Origin of the sequence: Dactylosporangium sp. NPDC051485 (assembly GCF_040682015.1) — a bacterium.
In the GTDB taxonomy this organism is placed as follows: Bacteria; Actinomycetota; Actinomycetes; order Mycobacteriales; family Micromonosporaceae; genus Dactylosporangium.
On record NZ_JBFAZW010000162.1, the window covers coordinates 1 to 18331 of the forward strand.

Annotated in this window: 19 protein-coding genes and 1 pseudogene; 6 read left to right on the forward strand and 14 right to left on the reverse strand. The window is 70.4% G+C overall.

Going from position 1 to position 18331, the window contains the following annotated elements:
* Positions 1 to 175 precede the first annotated feature (175 nt).
* On the forward strand, positions 176 to 1015 hold the full coding sequence (locus AB0M46_RS47595) for a hypothetical protein (protein WP_363347635.1): 840 nt from the start codon (positions 176 to 178) through the stop codon (positions 1013 to 1015).
* 10 nt (positions 1016 to 1025) lie between these two features.
* Positions 1026 to 1337, forward strand: a complete 312-nt coding sequence (locus tag AB0M46_RS47600) for a hypothetical protein (RefSeq protein ID WP_363347637.1) — start codon at positions 1026 to 1028, stop codon at positions 1335 to 1337.
* On the opposite strand, the gene AB0M46_RS47605 is transcribed toward AB0M46_RS47600, so the two are convergent.
* Positions 1334 to 2509 carry a hypothetical protein gene (locus AB0M46_RS47605; RefSeq protein ID WP_363347639.1) on the reverse strand — a complete coding sequence of 392 codons (1176 nt, stop codon included), beginning with the start codon at positions 2507 to 2509 and terminating at the stop codon, positions 1334 to 1336. The genes AB0M46_RS47600 and AB0M46_RS47605 overlap by 4 nt on opposite strands.
* A 151-nt stretch (positions 2510 to 2660) precedes the next feature.
* On the opposite strand from AB0M46_RS47605, the gene AB0M46_RS47610 reads away from it, so the two are divergent.
* Positions 2661 to 3800 (forward strand): geranylgeranyl reductase family protein, encoded by a 1140-nt coding sequence (locus AB0M46_RS47610; RefSeq protein ID WP_363347641.1) that lies wholly within the window; start codon positions 2661 to 2663, stop codon positions 3798 to 3800.
* Between the two features lie 92 nt (positions 3801 to 3892).
* Here the strand turns inward: AB0M46_RS47610 and AB0M46_RS47615 are convergent, their stop codons facing one another.
* Positions 3893 to 4261 carry a hypothetical protein gene (locus AB0M46_RS47615; RefSeq protein ID WP_363347643.1) on the reverse strand — a complete coding sequence of 123 codons (369 nt, stop codon included), beginning with the start codon at positions 4259 to 4261 and terminating at the stop codon, positions 3893 to 3895.
* 44 nt (positions 4262 to 4305) lie between these two features.
* On the opposite strand from AB0M46_RS47615, the gene AB0M46_RS47620 reads away from it, so the two are divergent.
* Together AB0M46_RS47620 and AB0M46_RS47625 are read left to right on the forward strand one after the other, a co-directional pair.
* Positions 4306 to 4779: a MarR family transcriptional regulator gene (locus AB0M46_RS47620; protein ID WP_363347645.1), complete on the forward strand. Its 474-nt coding sequence runs from the start codon at positions 4306 to 4308 to the stop codon at positions 4777 to 4779.
* 53 nt (positions 4780 to 4832) lie between these two features.
* The gene (locus AB0M46_RS47625) at positions 4833 to 6518 is read left to right on the forward strand and encodes a bifunctional diguanylate cyclase/phosphodiesterase (protein WP_363347647.1); all 1686 of its coding nucleotides are present in this window, start codon (positions 4833 to 4835) and stop codon (positions 6516 to 6518) included.
* Positions 6519 to 6625: 107 nt separating this feature from the next.
* On the opposite strand, the pseudogene AB0M46_RS47630 reads toward AB0M46_RS47625, so the two are convergent.
* A pseudogene (locus tag AB0M46_RS47630) lies at positions 6626 to 6897 on the reverse strand (alpha-amylase family glycosyl hydrolase); the annotation flags it as partial.
* 88 nt (positions 6898 to 6985) lie between these two features.
* On the opposite strand from AB0M46_RS47630, the gene AB0M46_RS47635 reads away from it, so the two are divergent.
* Entirely contained in the window at positions 6986 to 7870 is an 885-nt protein-coding gene (locus tag AB0M46_RS47635) for a hypothetical protein (protein ID WP_363347649.1), read from the forward strand.
* A 371-nt stretch (positions 7871 to 8241) separates the two neighbouring features.
* On the opposite strand, the gene AB0M46_RS47640 is transcribed toward AB0M46_RS47635, so the two are convergent.
* From AB0M46_RS47640 to AB0M46_RS47690, 11 genes are all read right to left on the reverse strand, one after another.
* Positions 8242 to 9834 carry a glycoside hydrolase family 13 protein gene (locus AB0M46_RS47640; protein ID WP_363347671.1) on the reverse strand — a complete coding sequence of 531 codons (1593 nt, stop codon included), beginning with the start codon at positions 9832 to 9834 and terminating at the stop codon, positions 8242 to 8244.
* A gap of 76 nt (positions 9835 to 9910) precedes the next feature.
* Positions 9911 to 10894 carry a carbohydrate ABC transporter permease gene (locus AB0M46_RS47645; RefSeq protein ID WP_363347651.1) on the reverse strand — a complete coding sequence of 328 codons (984 nt, stop codon included), beginning with the start codon at positions 10892 to 10894 and terminating at the stop codon, positions 9911 to 9913.
* A gap of 35 nt (positions 10895 to 10929) precedes the next feature.
* Complete coding sequence (locus AB0M46_RS47650) at positions 10930 to 11904, reverse strand: sugar ABC transporter permease (protein ID WP_363347653.1); 975 nt, start codon at positions 11902 to 11904, stop codon at positions 10930 to 10932.
* Between the two features lie 107 nt (positions 11905 to 12011).
* Positions 12012 to 13391: an extracellular solute-binding protein gene (locus AB0M46_RS47655; protein WP_363347655.1), complete on the reverse strand. Its 1380-nt coding sequence runs from the start codon at positions 13389 to 13391 to the stop codon at positions 12012 to 12014.
* Positions 13392 to 13832: 441 nt separating this feature from the next.
* The gene (locus tag AB0M46_RS47660) at positions 13833 to 14861 is read right to left on the reverse strand and encodes a LacI family DNA-binding transcriptional regulator (RefSeq protein WP_363347657.1); all 1029 of its coding nucleotides are present in this window, start codon (positions 14859 to 14861) and stop codon (positions 13833 to 13835) included.
* A gap of 132 nt (positions 14862 to 14993) precedes the next feature.
* Positions 14994 to 15476 (reverse strand): hypothetical protein, encoded by a 483-nt coding sequence (locus tag AB0M46_RS47665; RefSeq protein ID WP_363347659.1) that lies wholly within the window; start codon positions 15474 to 15476, stop codon positions 14994 to 14996.
* A gap of 8 nt (positions 15477 to 15484) precedes the next feature.
* Complete coding sequence (locus AB0M46_RS47670; protein WP_363347661.1) at positions 15485 to 15847, reverse strand: response regulator; 363 nt, start codon at positions 15845 to 15847, stop codon at positions 15485 to 15487.
* A complete protein-coding gene (locus tag AB0M46_RS47675; protein ID WP_363347663.1) occupies positions 15844 to 16317 on the reverse strand; it encodes a chemotaxis protein CheX in 474 nt (157 codons plus the stop codon). Before AB0M46_RS47675 ends, AB0M46_RS47670 begins: the two co-directional genes overlap by 4 nt.
* Positions 16314 to 16715: a response regulator gene (locus tag AB0M46_RS47680; protein ID WP_363347665.1), complete on the reverse strand. Its 402-nt coding sequence runs from the start codon at positions 16713 to 16715 to the stop codon at positions 16314 to 16316. Before AB0M46_RS47680 ends, AB0M46_RS47675 begins: the two co-directional genes overlap by 4 nt.
* 6 nt (positions 16716 to 16721) lie before the next feature.
* The gene (locus AB0M46_RS47685) at positions 16722 to 17579 is read right to left on the reverse strand and encodes a protein-glutamate O-methyltransferase CheR (RefSeq protein WP_363347667.1); all 858 of its coding nucleotides are present in this window, start codon (positions 17577 to 17579) and stop codon (positions 16722 to 16724) included.
* The coding region (locus AB0M46_RS47690) for a CheB methylesterase domain-containing protein (protein ID WP_363347669.1) at positions 17576 to 18331 on the reverse strand (756 nt) is incomplete at its 5' end. The genes AB0M46_RS47685 and AB0M46_RS47690, both read right to left, overlap by 4 nt.

Consider the following 18331-nt stretch of genomic DNA (forward strand, 5'->3'; position numbering starts at 1 on the left):
CGGGCTGCTCGGCGGGGCCTTCCCGCGGGGGGCGGTGCCACCGCCGCCGCCCTGGACGGGCGGGCCGCCCGGCCCCGGCGCCGAGCCCCACGAGCAAGCCGATCAAGCGGCACCTGGACCTATCCGAAGCGAGCCGGCCCTGTACCGGCCTACCGATTCCCGGCAGGAGTCCCTAATGCCTGTTGAAGCGACCGCCACGGTGGAGAAGCCACGCACGCCTCCCGCGAGTGAGCGGCTGGCCGGCGCGTACGCCCAGCAAGCCTCGGCGCCGTCGATCGCGGCCGCCGAGGCCGCCGCGGCCATGGCCGAGAAGGCCGAGCGGGCCGCGCGACCGGAGCGCGCCGAGCGGCCCGAGCAACCGGCGAACGTGTCGCAGCTGGCCCGCCAGCTGCAGTCGCTCGGCGTGCCGGCCGACATCGCCGTGCGGGCCACCACCGACGACACGTACGGCGCGATCGTCGAGGCCTTCGCCGCGCTGCCCGTCGCCGAGCCGGCCCCCGACGCCCCCGGCGAGACCCTGATCGTGGTGGGCGAGTCGACCCACGCGGTGGAGGTCGCCCGGTTCGTCGCCGAGGCGCACCGGCTGGACGGCGAGCACATCCTGTTCGCCGGGCGCAATGCCGCCGCGGCGGGCATCGACGGCAAGCGGCGCATCACCGGGGCGCACGACGCCCGGCTGTGGGCCAAGAAGCTGCGCAAGTCCGACGCGCCGAGCGTGGTCGCGGTCGAGGCGGCGCTGGACGAGTCCAGCTGGGCCGCGGCCATCGTCGAGGCGGTCCGCCCGGTCGCGGTGTGGGTCGTCGTCGACGCCAGCCGCAAGACCTCGGACGTCGCCCACCACCTGCAGGGCCTGCGCCGGGTGGACGCCATCTGCCTGCGCGGCACCGGCTCCAGCGGCGACCCGGCCAGCCCGCTGTCGCTGCGCGTCCCGGTGGCGCTGCTGGACGGGCGGCCGTCCACGCCGTACCAGTGGGCCGCGATGCTGTGCGAGCGGCTGAGCCTGGTGGGCGGCTGACGTGCTGGGCATGGCGCGGTACTCGACGCTGTTCCTGGCGTTGTTGCTCGCCTCGCCCGCACTCTATGCCGGCTTCGTGACCCACCAGCTCGACGCCGAGACGGCCCTGCTGCGGCTGCTCATCGCCGTGCCCGTTGCCGCGATCATGCTCGGACTGTTCCGCATGGTCACGCGGGGGTACGGCAAGAAGGACGAGCCGGCCAAGCACCCGCCCCCGGAGGGCACCACGGCGGCGGGCGGCGGCGAGCCGCTGCGCGCCGAGGCGGTAGCCGGCGAGCCCTTCCCGCAGCGCCGGACCGAGGACAGCGGAGTGGCGCCCTAAATATCGTTGGACGACCGGTTGCGCAGCCCGTGGCGGCTCGCCACCGGGTTCCACACGCCCAGGAACCGGCCCTTGGCGTCGCTGGCGTTCTTCGACTGCCGCTGCGCCTCGTCGTAGTAGTCCTGCCCGCCGCCGCTGCAGCCGCTGGCCTGCTGCGCCTGCCCCCACGGCACGAAGTTGCGGTCGGCGGCGAGGGAGAAGCCCAGCGCCTCCTTGAGCATGCCCCGCAGCTGCTCGCCCTCCGGGATCGCCGAGAGGTCGAAGCGCGCGACATTGTCGACCTGGGACTGGCGCTCGGTGCCCACGGTCTGCATGTCCGCGATCGCCTTGTCGATCATCGTGCACTTGCCGACCAGGTCGATCGCCGCGTTGAGCTTGGTCCGGCTGGCGACGCTGGCGTCGAGCAGCGCGTCGATCGCGGCCGCCTGCGCCTTCGGATCCCCGGCCGTGACCGTCGCGGAGCCGCCGTCCGCGGTCAGGCTGGGCTGCGCGCCGTCGGGCGCCGGGGCCGCCGGGGCCGCCGTGGTCGCCGTCGCCGTCCCCGACGTCGCGGCCTGCGGCGTGCTGTTGCCGCCGGTCAGCCGTACCACCGCGATCACCGTGCTGGCAATGACCAGCACGACGACGATGACCGTCAGCGACAGCAGCACGCGCGACCGGGAGGGCTTGAGCGGCGGGTAGTACCCCGGCTGCGGCGACCCGGAGATCGGCGTCACCGAGACCGGCGTCGGCGACACCGGGTAGGGCGCCCCCGAGACCGGCGGGAGCTGCGGATACCCGCCCGGCGGGTACTGCGGCGGGTACTGCGGCTGGACCTGCGGGTACCCGCCGGTGGGGACCTGCGGCACGCCGGGCGGGTACACGGCGGGCGACGCCGCCTGCGGGTAGCCGCCCGGCGGGTACTGCGACGGCGGCTGCCCCACGGCGCCCGGCGGGTACTGCGGCGGCTGCCCCACCCCGCCTGACGGATGCTGTGGCGGCTGCCCCACGCCGCCCGAGGGGTACTGCGGCGGCGGCTGCCCCGCCCCGCCCGGGTTCGAGATCGGCGTCACGTCGTAGGCGACGGGTGATCCCGGGTACGCGCCCGCCGCGGGCGTCAACGGCGAGCCGCAGTTGGCACACTGCGTTGCGGCGGCGGCGTTGCCCGGGAAGAAGCAGAGCGGGCAGGGCATGAGCCTGAGGGTATCGAGGCCTGCCAAGCCCGCGGTACACCCGGGCGTTGCTAACGGCCGATCCTCCCCCGCCCAGCCGGACGGAGGGGAATTCGGCGCCGGTCGCGCCCCTCCGGCTGCGCGGGTCACCGCGGGATGGCAGGCTCGGGCCATGGATGCCGGTCCCGATCGGTACGACGTCGTGGTGGTGGGTGCGGGCCCGGCCGGCGCCGCCGCCGCGCTGGCCGCCCGCCGCGCCGGGGCCACGGTCCTGCTGCTGGACCGCCAGGCCTTCCCCCGCGACAAGCCCTGCGGCGACGGCATCGCCCCGCACGCCCTCGACGTCGCCCGTGGGCTGGGCGTGGCGGACCTCGCCGCCGGGTACGCCCCGGTGCCATCCCTCCGGCTGGTCGGCCCGGGCGGCGGGGCGGTCGCGCGGCGCCACGCCCGCCCGGCGTACACGATCCCGCGCCTGGTCTTCGACCATCGGCTGGTGAGCGCCGCCGTGGCCGCGGGCGCGGTCCTGCGCGAGCACGCGGTGCGCCGCGTCGAGGACCGCGGCACCCACGTGGAGCTGGACGGCGAGATCCGCGCCGGCGCCGTGGTGGGTGCCGACGGCGCGTACTCCCTGGTCCGCAAGGCGCTCGGGCACGCACCGAACGCCCCGGGCCACCTGGCCCTGGCCATCCGCGGCTACGCCCCGGCGCCGGACCTCCCGCCGGAGCAGCGCATCGTCACCACCCCGGCCGGATGGCCGGCCTACGCGTGGGCGTTCCCCATCGGCGACGGCCGGGCCAACATCGGCTACGGCGAGGTGCTGCGCGGCCGCCCGCTCTCCCGGGCCTACCTCCTGGACCGCCTGGCCGCGCTCCTGCCGGACGTGGACACGGCGTCCGCGACCGGCCTGCGCGCCCATCACCTGCCGCTGTCCACCCACCGCCCACCCCCGGCCGGCGGCCGCCTGCTGCTGGCCGGCGACGCCCTCTCCCTGATCAACCCCTTCACCGGCGAGGGCATCTTCTACGCGGTGCTCTCGGGGGCCCTGGCCGGCGCGGCCGCCACTACGGCCACCCCGGCCGCGCGCTATCGGGCCGCGCTGCGCGCCCGCCTGGGCCGGCACCTGCGCCACTCCCGGGCCGCCGCCGCGCTGAGCCAACGGCGCTGGATCGTCGACGCCGCGGTCCGCGCCGCTGACCGCGACCAGCGGGTGTTCGACGCCCTGATCGAGCTGGGCCTGGGCGACGGCCGCCTGACCTCGCACGCCCTGACCTCGATCGCCCGCGCCGCGATGGCCCGAAAAGGCCGGGCCTGAGAAGCCGGGCTTGAAACTACCACGATTCGGACTTATACCCCGCCGGGGTATAAGTCCGATAAGTCGGGCGCCAGCGCCCGACTTATCGAAGATCAGGACAGGTTGCCGACCATGGCCGCCAGGGTGCGGACCGTGGTCAGGTACTCCTCATCGGACAGCCCGGCGATCGAGCGTCCCCGGATCGCGCGCACCTCGGTCTCGATCGAGTCCCGCGCCGCCGAGCCCTCGGGGGTGACCGTCCCGTCCGGCAGGGCCCAGCCCCGGTCGACCAGCTCCCCGAGCACCTCCGCATAGGGGCGCTCCCCCGGGCCCCAGAACGGGTCCGACGGGCCCAGGCCGTTCAGCACCTGCCACTGCCGCCTGGTGACAGCGCGCGACGACAGGGCCGAGGCGAAGGCGGCCTCCAGCCGGCGGTCCAGCTCGCGCAGCCAGTACCCGATGGGACGCTCCTCGGCTCGCATGGCACACTCCAGTACATGTCGAAGGAATGTAGATAACAAAGATTATGCACTCCGAGGACGAGGACGCCAAGGTGATGGCCGCCATCGAGAGCGGCATGGTGGCGATCCGGCGGCGACAGACGCGGCGGGCGCTGGCCCGCGAGGCCGGCAACGGCGTCGATCCCGCGCTGTTCGACGTCGTCGACGCCGTCGAGGGCGCGGAATTGCAGCGCCGGCCGGTCACCGTGACCGACGTCGCGGCCGCGCTCGGCGTGGCCCAGCCGCGGGCCAGCAAGCTCGTGGCGGCGGCGGTGGAGGCCGGGCTGGTCAGGAGGGAGGCCGACCAGAGCGACGGGCGGCGGGCGCTGCTGGTGCGCACCGAGGCCGGCCGGGAGCTGTGCGAGCAGGTCCACCGGGCCCGCCAGGCACGCTTCGCGCGGGCCACCGCGGGCTGGACAGCCCGGGAGCGCGCCACGTTCGCCCAGCTCCTGGGTCGGTTCGTGGACGGGCTCACGGATCCGGGAGCAGAGCGCCACTGAGCGTCGATTCTTCCAAAGCCCCCGGTGCAGTAATCTTCGCCGGGGGTGATGCTGTGGAGGGCGACGATCCAACGCTGATGGACCTCGCCCGCCAGTGGGTCGCCGCGGTGCGGCAGACCAGCTTCCTCGATCTGGGCGCCGACGCGCTGCAGAAGTTCTTCGAGCAGCAGGCGACCTCGCTGCGGGGCGGGGACGCGCAGGCCGGGGCGGCGGCCGGGGCCGCGCTGGTCGGCGTCGGGCTGAACAACCCCGAGGCCCTGCAGCGCTCCATCGGGCTGCTGTTCCAGCTGCCGGGGGCCAGGCCCGAGATGATCGGCGGGTTCGCCGCCGGCTTCGCACAGGCCAGCGGGCAGAAGATCCTCGACGACCAGGAGCGCATCCGGCGGGCCTGGACGCGGGCGCTCACCGACGCCGAGCACAGCCTGCAGCGCGAGCTGCACCACCAGGCCCACCACGACCCGCTGACCGGGCTGCCCAACCGGGTGCTGCTGTACCGCCACCTCGCCGACGCCCTGCGCGAGGCCGGGGAGGACACCCGCATCGGCGTGTGCTTCCTCGACCTCGACGAGTTCAAGACCATCAACGACACGCTCGGGCACGGCTACGGCGACCAGCTGCTCGTCGCGCTGGCCGACCGGCTCCGCTCCACCGTGCTCGACGCCGGGCACTTCGTGGCCAGGGTCGGCGGCGACGAGTTCGTCGTGGTCGTGCGCGACACCAAGGGCAACGACGAGCTGACCGAGCTGGCCGAGGCGATGCTCGCCGCGCTCAACAAGCCGGTCCTCCTCGACGGGCACGAGCTCGCGGTGTCGGCCAGCATCGGCATCGTCGAGCAGGCCGCGCGCGGCGCCGAGCCGGACGAGCTGCTGCGGGCCGCCGACGCCACGCTCTACCTCGCCAAGGCCGACGGCCGGGCCCGCTACGCGCTGTTCGACGAGCAGCGCAACGCGCAACAGCTCCTGCGGTACGGCCTCACCGGACGCCTCGCCGGCGCGCTCGAGCGCGGCGAGTTCGAGCTGGTCTACCAACCGCTCGTGGCGCTGGATGGAAACCGCCTGCGCGGCGCGGAGGCCCTGCTGCGCTGGCGCCACCCGGACCTGGGCACGGTCTCGCCCAACACCTTCATCCCGGTCGCCGAGCAGTCCGGCATGATCCTGCCGCTGGGCCGGTGGGTGCTGCGCGAGTCGTGCCTGGCCGCCGCGGCCTGGCAGCGCAGCCACCCGGGCACGCCGCTGCTGGTGAGCGTCAACGTCTCACCGCGGCAGTGCACCGACCCGCGGCTGCTCGACGACGTGCGGCACGCGCTGGCCGACTCCGGACTGGAGCCGGCCAACCTGCAGCTGGAGCTGACCGAGACGGTGCTCATGCAGTCGACCGGCCGGCCGGTGCAGACCCTGCGCACGATCGCCGACCTGGGCGTGCGGATCGTCATCGACGACTTCGGGATCGGCTACTCCAACCTGGCCTACCTGCGCCACCTGCCGGTGCACGGGCTGAAGCTGGCCGGCGCCTTCATGGCCGGCATCCGCAAGCTGGAGAGCGACCACGTCGACGAGCAGATCGTGGAGACCGTCATCCGGCTCGCCCACACGCTGCAGATGACGGTCACCGCCGAGGGGATCGAGACGGCCGACCAGGCCGCCCGGCTGGCCGCGCTGGGCTGCGACCTCGGCCAGGGCTGGCTCTTCGGGCGGCCGGTGCGGCCGGCCGAGATCCCCCTTACGCCGTCACCCGCATGAGCCAGATCCAGCGGTACGCCTCGGAAGCGATGACCGCCGATGCGTGCGCCAGGCGGCCGTTGAGCATGAAGTCGAAGAGCATGTGGATGCGGCTCGACTGGAACCAGGTCGGAGGTGTGATTGACCACAAGATCGATGATGATCTTGATGCCCCGGTGCGATTCCTGGTGCAGCAGTTCGGCGAAGTCGCCCTGGATGCCCAGCCGCGGATCGTCCAGTGGACCGGGCTGAGCCACCGGCAGTTCACGCCGAGCCTGGCCAGATGGTCCAGGCGGCTGATGAGGCCCTGAAAGTCGCCGATGCCACCGCCGTCGGGGTCCTGGAACGTCGCCACGTCCAAGTAATAGATGGCACTCGCGGCGTACCGGCACCCGCCCATGTATGTTCGGTTCTTCGATTCCGGCTCCAGGCAAACGTGCGCTTGCGTGCGCACGGGCCGGACCGCGAGGATGGCTCCCGGGGGGCTGATGGTCGACTTCGCTGGCGCTCTACGGGACGCAATCCAGGCACGTGGTCTGGGGCTGGAGCGCATCCAGGAGCGGTTGCGTGCGGAGGGCTACTCGGTGAGCCTGGCGACGCTGAGTTACTGGCAGACCGGGCGCAGCCGGCCCGAGCGGCGGGAGTCGCTGGCCGCGCTGGCCGAGCTGGAGAAGATCCTCGAGGTCGAGCCGGGCTCGCTGGCCGCCCTGGTCGGGCCGCCGCGGCCGCGCGGGCGGCACCTGCACAAGAGCACCGAGAACCTGGAGCTGGGCGCCTTCTGGTCCGAGCGCGATCTCATCGTCGACCTGGCCCAGGGCATCGACACCCGCTGGGACGCCCGGCTGACCAGGCTCAGCCAGCACGACCGCGTCAACGTCGGGCCGGACCGGGGCGAGGTTTCCTTCCTGGTACGGCAGGTGCTGCGCGCCGAGGCCGACGGTCCCGACCGCTGGGTGGCGATCATCCGCCTGGACGTCCCGGGCAACCCGCTGCCGCTGCTCACGCCGGTGCGCAACTGCCGGCTGGGGCGGGTCGTGGAGCACCCGGAGAGCGGCCTGTTACTTGCCGAATTGTTGTTCGACCGGCCGCTCGCCAAGGGTGAGACGGTGATCACCGAACATGCGCTGCACAATTATCCGCCGTTTCCGCTGGCGATCCAGTACGAGCGCAAGTTCCGCCTGCCGGTCCGCGAATACGTGGTCGAGGTCTGTTTCGACCCCGCCGCCTTACCGCGGGCCGTATTTCAGTACCAACAGATGGACGGCCAGGACGAACAGATCACGTCGATGGAGGTCGACGTGGGCCACTCGGTCCACGCGATCGCCCTCGACTACGGCCCCGGCCGTTATGGACTGCGGTGGGACTGGGAGTAGTTCGCGCTGCTCACAACACCTTCGACAGGGTCGATCGCAACACCTTTGACGGTAGGGAAGAACAACGGGGCGCCGGTGTGGCCAGCGCCCCGCCTCTGTTCCCGGAAATACCCGGCGTCACCATCGGAACGGCTGGGATGTCGCCGCGACGGTTAGGGTGGAACGCATGTGTCGCCTCCACAAAGTCTTTTCCTGTGGAAGAAACCTATTCGCACCCGCGCCGGGCCCTCAAGGTTGAACCGAGCCTTAACAGTTAACCCTCGCGATGACCGGAGGCCTTAACAGTTAAGAGTCGAACCCCGAGAGCGTTAGGACCGGACGGTCGCACCCGCCAACTTGTGCGACCGCCCGGCGTCTTGGAACCCCGTGATCTATGCCAGCCTGATCCAGGCCGAAGCGTCGGGCGGCAGCGTGCCGTCCTCGTTCAGCGGCACGCTGCTGAGCAGCACCTCCCGGTGCGGCGGCAGGACGGCAGCCTCGGTGCCCAGGTTGGTCACGTTGGCGAATGAGTCATCCCGCGCGAAGGCGAGGACCTGCGGCTCCGACTCCAGCCAGCGCATCGGCCCGTCGCCCAGGGCCGGGTCCTCGCGCCGGATGCGCAGCGCGTCGCGGTACAGCTGCAGGAAGGAACCCGGCACGCCCTGCTGGGCGGCGACGGAGAGCCCGGCCCAGTGCGCCGGCTGCGGCAGCCACGGCGTGCCGGTGGCGTCGGACGGACTGAAGCCGAACGGCGCCGCGGACCCCGACCAGGGCAGCGGCACGCGGCAGCCGTCCCGGCCGGGGTCGACGCCCCCGGAGCGGTGGAACATCGGGTCCTCGCGCAGCGCGTCGTCGAGGTCCTCGACCTCCTCCAGGCCGAGCTCCTCGCCCTGGTAGAGGTAGTACGCGCCGGGCAGGGACATGGTGAGCAGCGCCGCGGCCCGGGCCCGGCGGGTGCCCAGCTCGAGGTCGGACGGCACGTTGCGGCGCTTGTCGGCGAAGGCGAAGTTGGTCACCTCGCGGCCGAAGCGGGTCACCTCGCGGGTGATGTCGTGGTTGCTGAGCACCCAGGTCGCCGGGGCGGCCACCGGCGCGTGCACCTCGAGGGTCATGTTGATCTCGTACCGCAGCTTGTCGGCCTCCCACGGCGCGCCCAGGAAGGCGAAGTTGAACGCCGTGTGCAGCTCGTCGGGGCGCAGGTACCGGGCGAACGCCTCGTGGTCGGGCAGCCAGACCTCGCCGATGAGGGCGCGCGACGGGGTGTAGGTCTCCGCGATGCGCCGCCACGACTGGTAGACCTCGTGGATGCCGTCGTTGTCCTCGTACGTGTCGCTGACCAACGGGTCCTTGATGAGCACGGCGGCCGAGTCGATCCGGATGCCGTCGATGCCCCGGTCCAGCCAGAACCGCAGGATGTCCTCGAACTCGGCCCGCACCGCCGGGTGGTCCCAGTTGAAGTCGGGCTGCTCGGAGGCGAACAGGTGCAGGTACCACTCCCCGTCGGCGGTCCGGGTCCAGGCGGGGCCGCCGAAGATGGACTGCAGGTCGGTCGGCGGCAGCTCGCCGTGCTCGCCGCGGCCCTTGCGGAACCAGAAGAGGTCCCGCTCCGGCGACCCGGACGGCGCGGACAGCGCCTTCTGGAACCAGGCGTGCTGGTCCGAGCAGTGGTTCGGCACGATGTCGCAGATCACCCGGATGCCCGCGGCGTGGGCCTCCTCGATGAGCTTCTCGGCCTCGGCCAGGGTCCCGAAGATCGGGTCGATGGCCCGGAAGTCTGCGACGTCGTAACCGCCGTCGGCCAGCGGCGAGGGGTACCACGGCACGATCCAGATCGCGTCGATCCCAAGGCCGGCCAGGTAGGGCAGGCGGGAACGCAGGCCTGCCAGGTCGCCGACGCCATCGCCGTTGCCGTCGGCGAAGCTACGCAAGTACACCTGGTAGATAGCGGCACTGCGCCACCAAGCTTGGTGGGTCTGGTCGGCCACGTGGAACCTGCTTTCTCGCACTTTGTAAGTTTGAGTGGGGATGTGTTGAACGCTTTGGTGACCGCCAACAGGGTGTTCAGCCCTTGACGGCCCCTCCCAAACCGGCGCTGGAGAGGAACATGCGCTGGAAGATCAGGAAGAACACGACCGGGATGAGCGTCGAGATCGCGAGTGACGCGAGGAAGACGCCCAGGTCCGTCTGCGACGCGATCGCGGGCAGGCGCACCGACAGCGGCTGGTTCGTCGGATCCTTCAGCACGAGCATCGGCCACAGGAAGTCTTTCCAGCTCGCGATGGCCGCGAACACCGATACGACGCCGAGGATCGGCCTGGACATGGGCAGCACGACCGACCAGAACAGCCGGAACGAGCTGGCGCCGTCGACCCTGGCCGCCTCGAACACCTCGCGCGGGAGGCCGTCGAAGAACCGCGTCACGATCACGACGTTGAACGCGCTCGCGCCGGACGGCAGCCAGACGGCCAGGAAGTTGTTGACGAGCGAGGTGCCGATCAGCGGCGGGTTGAGGATCGTGAGGTACAGCGGCACCAGGAGCACGACGCTCGGCACGAACAGGGTCGCGATCACCAGGCCGTTGACGAACTTGGCCCAGGCCGGCCGCAGGACGGACAGCACGAAGCCACCCGTGGTCGCGACGAGCAGCTGCACGAACCACGAGCCGGCGGCGAGCCAGATCGTGTTGAGGAAGTAGTGGCTGATCTTGACGTCGTTCCAGGCCTCGGAGATGTTGGCCCAGCGCATGCCGTGCGGGAAGATCGCCAGCGGCGTGCGGATGATGTCCTGCGTGGGCGTGACGGCGAACTTCGCCAGCAGCAGCATCGGCCCGATGCCGACGAAGAGCAGCAGCACCAGCAGGACCCCGTGCAGGATTCGCATGGTCCAGTTGACGCTGGGGATGCGCCAGTCCTGCTCGGAGACGTAGCCGCGGCCGCCCTCGAAGTTGGACGCCTTGCGCTTGCGGACCGGCCGCGCGACCCGGACTGCGCCGGGTGCACCGGCGATGTCGGTGGGCTCGGTGGCGGCGGTCTGCGGGAGGGTCATGGCGCTCGTCTTTCCCTCGGAAATGTGTCGGCCGCTCATGACTTGCTCCAGCCGGACGTGAGCTTGAAGTAGATCAGCGACAGGATCGCCAGGAAGCCCGCGAGCATGACGGACAGGGCCGTCGCCGCGCCGTAGTTGCCGCCCAGGGACCGGCCGAAGCCGTAGTCGTAGATCATCAGCAGGATCGTCAGCGTGGCATTGGCCGGGCCGCCGTCGGTGAACAGGTACGGCTCCAGGAACACCTGCACGGTACCGATGATCTGCAGGATGAACGTGATGAGCAGGACGCCGCGCAGCTGCGGCATGCTCACGTGCCAGATCTTGCGCCAGATGCCGGCACCGTCGACCTCGGCGGCGTCGTACAGCTCGTCCGGGACGCTGATGAGCGCGGCCAGGTAGATGATGACCGTCCCGCCGGCCGCGGCCCACGTCGCCTCGAGGACGAGGGCGGGCATGGCCAGGGACGGGCTCGACAGCCACGTGTACGGGCCGATTCCGACGTAGCCCAGCAGCGTATTGAACACGCCGTCCTTGGCGCCGTCGTAGAAGAACTTCCAGAGCAGCACGGCGACGACCGGCGGTACCACCACGGGGAGGTAGGCCAGGGCCGAGTACAGGCCCTTGCGCCGGCGGACCGAGCTGATGAGCACCGCGGCCACGAGCGGGATCGGGAAGCCGATCACCAGGGCCAGCAGCGCGAAGAAGAGGGTGTTGCGAATCGCCGTTGGCAGATCAGGGTCGGTCAGTACGTACTCGAAGTTCTTCCAGCCGACCCACTTCGGATCCCCGACGAGGTTGGTCTTCTGGAAACTCATGATGACCGACCGCACGATCGGCCACCAGGAGAAGATGCCGAAGATGAGCAGGAGCGGCAGCGCGAACAGGACCGAGCTCAGTCCACCACGCTGCGCCCAGGTCTTCGGGCTGCGGCGGCGTACCCGCTCGCCCGTCCCTCGCTCGTGATTGCCCCGGGCGGCGCCGGTCTGCCGCGGGGCGCCCAAAGCGCTCACGACACATCACTCCTCGTCCTGGATTCGGGGGCAACGCCCCCGGCGTGGGCCGCCGGTAGTCCGGCGGCCCACTACTTCTTGCGGGTTGTTGATGGTGTGGTGAGCGATCAGCCGGCCGCGTCGATGGCGCGCTGCGCCTTCGTGTTCGCGTCGGTGAGGAGCTGGTCGATGTTCGCGTCCTTGTTGGTCAGGACGGCCTGCACGACCGTGTCGAGCGACTTGTAGACGTCCTGGGTGGCGATGGCCGGCTCGTTGACGAGCTTGGCGTCGAAGACCTTGGTGGTGAAGGTGGTCATCTGCTCCAGCGGGACGTTCACGTAGGACTTGATCCAGCCCTGGTACGTCTCGTACTGCTGCTGCGAGAAGATCGGCAGCTCGGGGGTGCCCACGGGCTGCTTGCTGGCCACCATGGTCTCCGCGTTCTTGGCGGCGGCGTCCTGCTTGGTGTACTTACGCAGGTAGTGGAAGTCGATCCACTTGATCGCGGCGGCCTTTTCGTTGGCGCTGGCCTTGCTGGAGACGGCGGCCATGGTGCCACCACCGAGCACGCCGGCGCCGCTACCGCCCAGCGGGATCATCGTCAGGCCGTACATCTTCGGGTTGATGTTGTTGGTCTGCACGAGGCTCGTGTAGACGTCCTGGCCCGAGGTGTACATGCCGAGCTTGCCGGCGGCGAAGGCCTGGTTGATGCCCGACCAGTCGTAGCTGAAGTTCGCGCCCATGGAGTTGTCGGTCCAGCGCAGGTCCTTGAGGAACTGCAGCGAGGCCTTGGTCGCGTCGTTGGTCAGCGTGGCCTTCTTGCCGTCCTCCACGCGCCCGCCGCGGGCGTAGGTGTCGACGGTCAGCTGCCAGCCGCCGGTGCCGTCCTTGGTCATCTGGGCGAAGCCGGCCTGGCCGGTCTTCTCCGAGATGGCCTTGGCGGCCGTGCGGACCTCGTCCCAGGTCGTCGGCGGCTTGTTCGGGTCGAGGCCGGCCTGGGTGAACAGGTCACGGTTGTAGTGCAGGCCGACCGCGTAGATGCTCTTCGCCGGGAGGGCGTAGACGTGGCCGTTGTCGCCCTGGCCGTACTGCAGCAGGTTCTTGTTGAAGTTCGCCGCGTACGACAGCGTGTTGACCTGGTCCTGCATGTCGGTGATCTGCTGGTTCGCGATCAGCGTCTTCGCGTCGGTGAAGGGGATCTCGAACACCTTCGGCAGCGTGCCACCCGCGAGGTCGGCCGCGAACGTGGTGGCCTTCCACTCGTAGTCGTGGGTCTTGACCGTGATGTTCGTGTTTTCCTTCTGGAAGTCCGTCACCTCCTGGGCGAGCGCCTGCAGCGCCTCGGGCTTGGCGCCGGGGAGAAGACCCACGACGTCGAGCGTGACGGCGGCGTTCGCGTCGGCCGGCTTCTTGTCGTCGTCGCTCGAGCTGCACGCGGTGAGCGTGCTGCCCAGCGCAAGCGCACCCACGATGGCAACCGCCATCGTCGCGGTACGTGTGTACTTCATCGTCGCTCCTTGTTGGGGTGTGTAAGACATCCGACCCGTGGATTAGGAGGCCGTGCGGGCGGCCGGGGCGTCCAACCTTGACCGCTTACACGGGAGTGCAGCCTGGCGTCGACTGCCGGGGGTGCATCAAGCGCGTTACTGATCGGTTTCCATCGCATCGCGTCAGGGTTTCAGCCCCGACGTAGGCAAGAGATTAGGCTCACGCCGCACAAGAAGTCCATGGCTCGTTGCAAAATTTTAATGATCTTCGGGCAGCCATTTGCACGGGCACGCTCCCATGAGCCTTCAACTTGCACAGAATCGCCCGAAAACGCGCAGTGACCGGGCCCGGGGGCCGATCACTGGGGGCCATAGGGGGCCCGAAAAGCCGTTGTAGAAACGATGCAAAGAGCCCCACGACATCCCGTAGGAGTCGTAGGGCTCTGCGGTAACGGGGGTACTTTACGCCGCGGTGCTGGCCCGCGCCGCCTCCTGCAGGGCGCCGGTCGAGCCGCGCACGACGAGCTCGGGCTCGAACAGCATCTCCTCGGTCGGCACGAGCGTGCCGGCCACCTGGCTCACCAGCAGGGTCACGGCGGCCTGGCCCATCGACTGTATGGGCTGGCGGACCGTGGTCAGCGGCGGGTCGGTGCAGTTCATGAAGAGCGAGTCGTCGAAGCCGACCACCGACACGTCGTCGGGCACCTCGCGGCCGAGCCGGCGGGCGGCCCGGATCGCGCCGAGGGCCTGCACGTCGGACGCGCAGATGATGCCGGTGACGCCGTGCTTGATGAGCCGGGTGGCACCGGCCCGCCCGCCCTCCATCGAGAAGATGACCCGCTCGACGTCGTCCTCGCTCACCGTGCCCGAATCCGTGGCGGCCGCCTGGAAGGCGGCCAGCTTGCGGTTGGACGGAGCGTGGTCGGCCGGGCCGAGGATCAGCCCGATGCGCTTGTGCCCCAGCGAGACGAGGTGGTTGAACGCCTGGTCCACCGCGTGCCCGTCGTCGACCGACACCCGGGGGAAGCCGAGGTCGTCGATGGCCGCGTTGACCAGCACCGCGGGCAGGCCGCGGTCGTGCAGGCGGTGATAGTGCTCGTGCTCCGCGGCCGCCTGGTGATAGAGGCCGCCACAGAAGATGATGCCGGACACGTGCTGGTCCAGCAGCATCTCGACGTAGTCGGCCTCCGACACTCCGTCGGCGGTCCGGGTGCACAGCACCGGGGTGAAGCCGCGCTTGGACAGCGCGCCGGCGACCACCTCGGCAAAGGCCGGGAAGATCGGGTTTTGCAGTTCCGGCAGCACGAGGCCGACCAGGCGGGCCCGCTCGCCGCGAAGCTTGGTTGGCCGCTCGTAGCCCAGCACGTCGAGGGCGGTGAGGACCGCCGTGCGGGTAGCGTCAGAGATGCCGGGCTTGCCGTTGAGCACCCGACTCACGGTCGCCTCGCTCACGCCGGCGTACTTCGCCACCTCAGCGAGTCGTCGAGTCATGCCCGCAAGCGTAGTGCATGACTACGCAATTTTTTGCACGATGTCGCCCACGCAACGTTGGCGACCCGTATCTTACCGGTGTGATGCCCGAACAATACGGGATAATCCGGGCATCAACCCCCGAGTTTCACCTCAACCGGCCAGCGCGATCGAGATCTTGCCGCCGCCGTAGCCCGAAACGTCCACCTTGAGATCGAGCCGCCGGCCCAGGGCCAGCAGGTAGTTCACCGCGTCCGCCGGCGGCCTGCCACCGGGCAGGAACGTCTGGTGCAGCTTGACCCGTGGCGCCCCCTCCTTGTTGATCAGCCCGGCGAGGATGTTGCACACCTCGATCGCGTTCTCGCCGATCATCTTGGAGATCTCTTTGTCCTCGATGCAGTCCTGCGCCCCGCCCGGCGGGATCAGGCCGATCGCCGCGCCGGCGTAGGCGGTGAGCTCGAAGTCCATGCCGATCACGGCCATGAGCTGCAGCCGTTCGTCGGTGTAGAGGGCGACCAGGGTCCGTGGGATGTCGGCGGCTTTGAGGGGGTCGGCCGGGTTCACCGTGACCGGCCGGCCGAGCAGGTCGTCAAAGAGATCCCTGACGGCCTTGGGAACGGGCAGAACATGCGACATAGCTCATATCATCCCAAAATAGGATCGAGTGCGTCCTTGAAAGTGTCGGCTGTGAACGGCTTGGTGACGAGGAAGAGCGCGCCGGCGTCCTCGGCCGCCTGTCGCATCTCCGGCGTGCCCTCGGACGTGACGAACCCGAACGGGACCTGGCTGCCGTTGGCGCGCAGCATCCGCAGCACCTCGACCCCGGTCATGTGCGGCATGTTCCAGTCGGACAGGACCAGGTCCGGCTTCTCGGCCACGGCCTTGTCGAAGGCCTCCTGCCCGTCGCAGGCCTCCACGAGGTCGTGCCCCTCGTAGCCGGCCTGGCGAAGGGTGCGGGTCACGATCTGACGCATCACCCGACTGTCGTCGGCGATCAGAATCTTCATGCGGGTGCTCCAGCGAGATCGGCGGTGCTTTCCAGAACGGTGACGGTGACCGACTCCGCCATCCAGGAGCCCTCGAGGTGGCACACCTCGGTGACCGACGGATAACGGCCGTTGGAGCCGTCGACGTGCACGTGCGGCAGCGAGAGGGCACACGGCTCGGGCAGCAGGCTCTTGACGTTGCCGCCGATGATGTTGGCCAGCTCGCCCAGGGCGTCGGCCACGTCCTCCTCGGCGACGTCGTCGTAGTCGATGCCCAGCAGGGCCGCGGCGACGTTCTTCGCGGCCGGCTCCGAGCAGCTCACCAGCACGTGGCCGCGCCATGCGCCGGTGACGGAGACCGACGCGGTGACGTCGGTCTCCGGTTTCTCGGGCGGATAGGGGACCAGCGGACTCGCCCCGTCCAGGTCGAGGTACGAGGACCAGACCTGCTCCGCGATGACCTTCAGGTCCTCTTCTGTCGGGTTGCTCATGCTGCGACTCCGTTCGGGACGAGGCCGAGCAGCGCCAGCTTGTCGATGATGGCGTCCGGGGTGAAGGGCTTGATCACGTACTCGTGCGCCCCCGAGGCCAGGGCCCGAACGATCTGGCTCTGCTCGCTCTCCGTAGTGACCATCATGAGCGTCATCCCGCGCAGCCGCGGCTCCGCGCGGACCGCCGTGACGAACTCCAGCCCGTTCATCTCGGGCATGTTCCAGTCGACGAGCGCGAGACCGGGGATCTCGCCGTCACCCTCCAGGACATTGGTCTTGAGGTAGTCCATCGCCTCTTGGCCGTTTCCCGCCTCGACTACGTCGAAGCCCAGCTGTGCCACGATCCGCTTGAGGATCAAGCGCATCGCGCGCGAATCGTCGATCACCATGGTGAGCATCCGGCTTCACCCCTTTCCTACTGCGCTCACGGCGGGGGCGGCCCTTCCGGCCGCCCGAAGCTTGTACGCGGACGTCCGCCCGGCGACCACCCGCTCGTACCTGTCGTCGATGCCGATCGTGGTCTCCGCGGAACCCAGGAACAGCCAGCCGTCGGGGCGCAGCGTCCCCGCGACGCGCTGCAGTACGGTCCGCTTGGTCTGGACATCGAAGTAGATAAGCACGTTGCGAATGAACACGATGTCGAACGGCCCCAACGCCGGGAACGGCGCCGCCAGGTTGAGCCGGCGGAACGACACGTTCTTGCGCAGCGTCGACGCCACCTTCCAGTGGGCGCCGTTGCGCTCGAAATGCTTGACCAGCAGCGGCGCCGGCAGGCCCCGGTTCACCTCGAGCTGGGTGTAGAGCCCGGCCTCGGCCCGGGTCAGCATCTCGGCGGAGATGTCGGTGCCGATGATGTCGAAGGTCCAGCCGGGCGGCAGGCTGTCGTGCAGCACCATGGCCAGCGTGTAGGGCTCCTGCCCGCTGGAGCTGGCGGCCGACCACACCTTGATGGTCCGGGCGCCCGAGCGCCTGACCAGCAGGTCCGGCAGCACCGTGTCGACGAGTTGCTTGAACGGTTCGCCGTCGCGGAAGAACGAGGTCTCGTTCGTGGTGAGCGCGTCCACGATCTTCGCGTGGATCTCCGGCTCCGGACGCTGCTGGGCGCGATTGACGAACTCCGAGACCGTCGGCAGCCCTGACTGGCGGGCCAGCGGCAGCAGCCGGGCCTCGACAAGGTACTCCTTGCCCGCCTCCAGCACGATCGCCGCGTCGCGCCGAACGAGTCCGGCGATGAAGGCGAACTCCTGGGCTGTCAAGGTCATCGGGTCGCCTCCATGGACTTCGCGCCGCGGCCACCTGCGGTACGGCTGATGAGATGGTTCGCGATCTCGCCGAGCGGCAGCACGGCATGCGCGATACCCGCCTGCGCGACCGCGCCCGGCATGCCCCAGACGACCGACGTCGCCTCGTCCTGCGCCACGATCTCCGCCCCCGCCGAGCGCAACTGCTCGGCGCCGCGTTTGCCGTCCTGGCCCATCCCGGTGAGGATGACCGCCAGCGTGGAGCCGCCGTAGGTGCGCGCGACCGAACGGAACAGCACGTCGACCGCGGGCCGGCAGAAGTTCTCCGGAGGCCCGGTGTTGAGCTTGGTCACCACCTCGGTGCCGCGGCGGACCACCTCCATGTGGAAGTCCCCCGGCGCGATGTAGACGGTCCCCGGCCGCACCACCATGTCCCCGGTCGCCTCCACCACCGCGAGCGCGGCGATGCGGTCCAGCCGGTCGGCGAACATCTTGGTGAAGACGGGCGGCATGTGCTGTACCACGACCACGGGCACCGGCAGGCTGGCCGGCAGCGCGCGGACGACGGCGGTGAGCGCGTCCGGCCCGCCCGTGGAGCAGCCGACGGCCACGATCTCGATGCCGCCGGTGCGCGGCGCGGCGCGCGCGGGCGCGGCGGCGGGGCCGCCCGGCGGCACACTCGGCGGCCGGACCACGCCCGGCAGCGGGGTGCCCCCCGGGCGGGCGGGCGGATGCCCGGCCCCGGGCAGCGGTCGGGTCGTCCTGGACGAGGC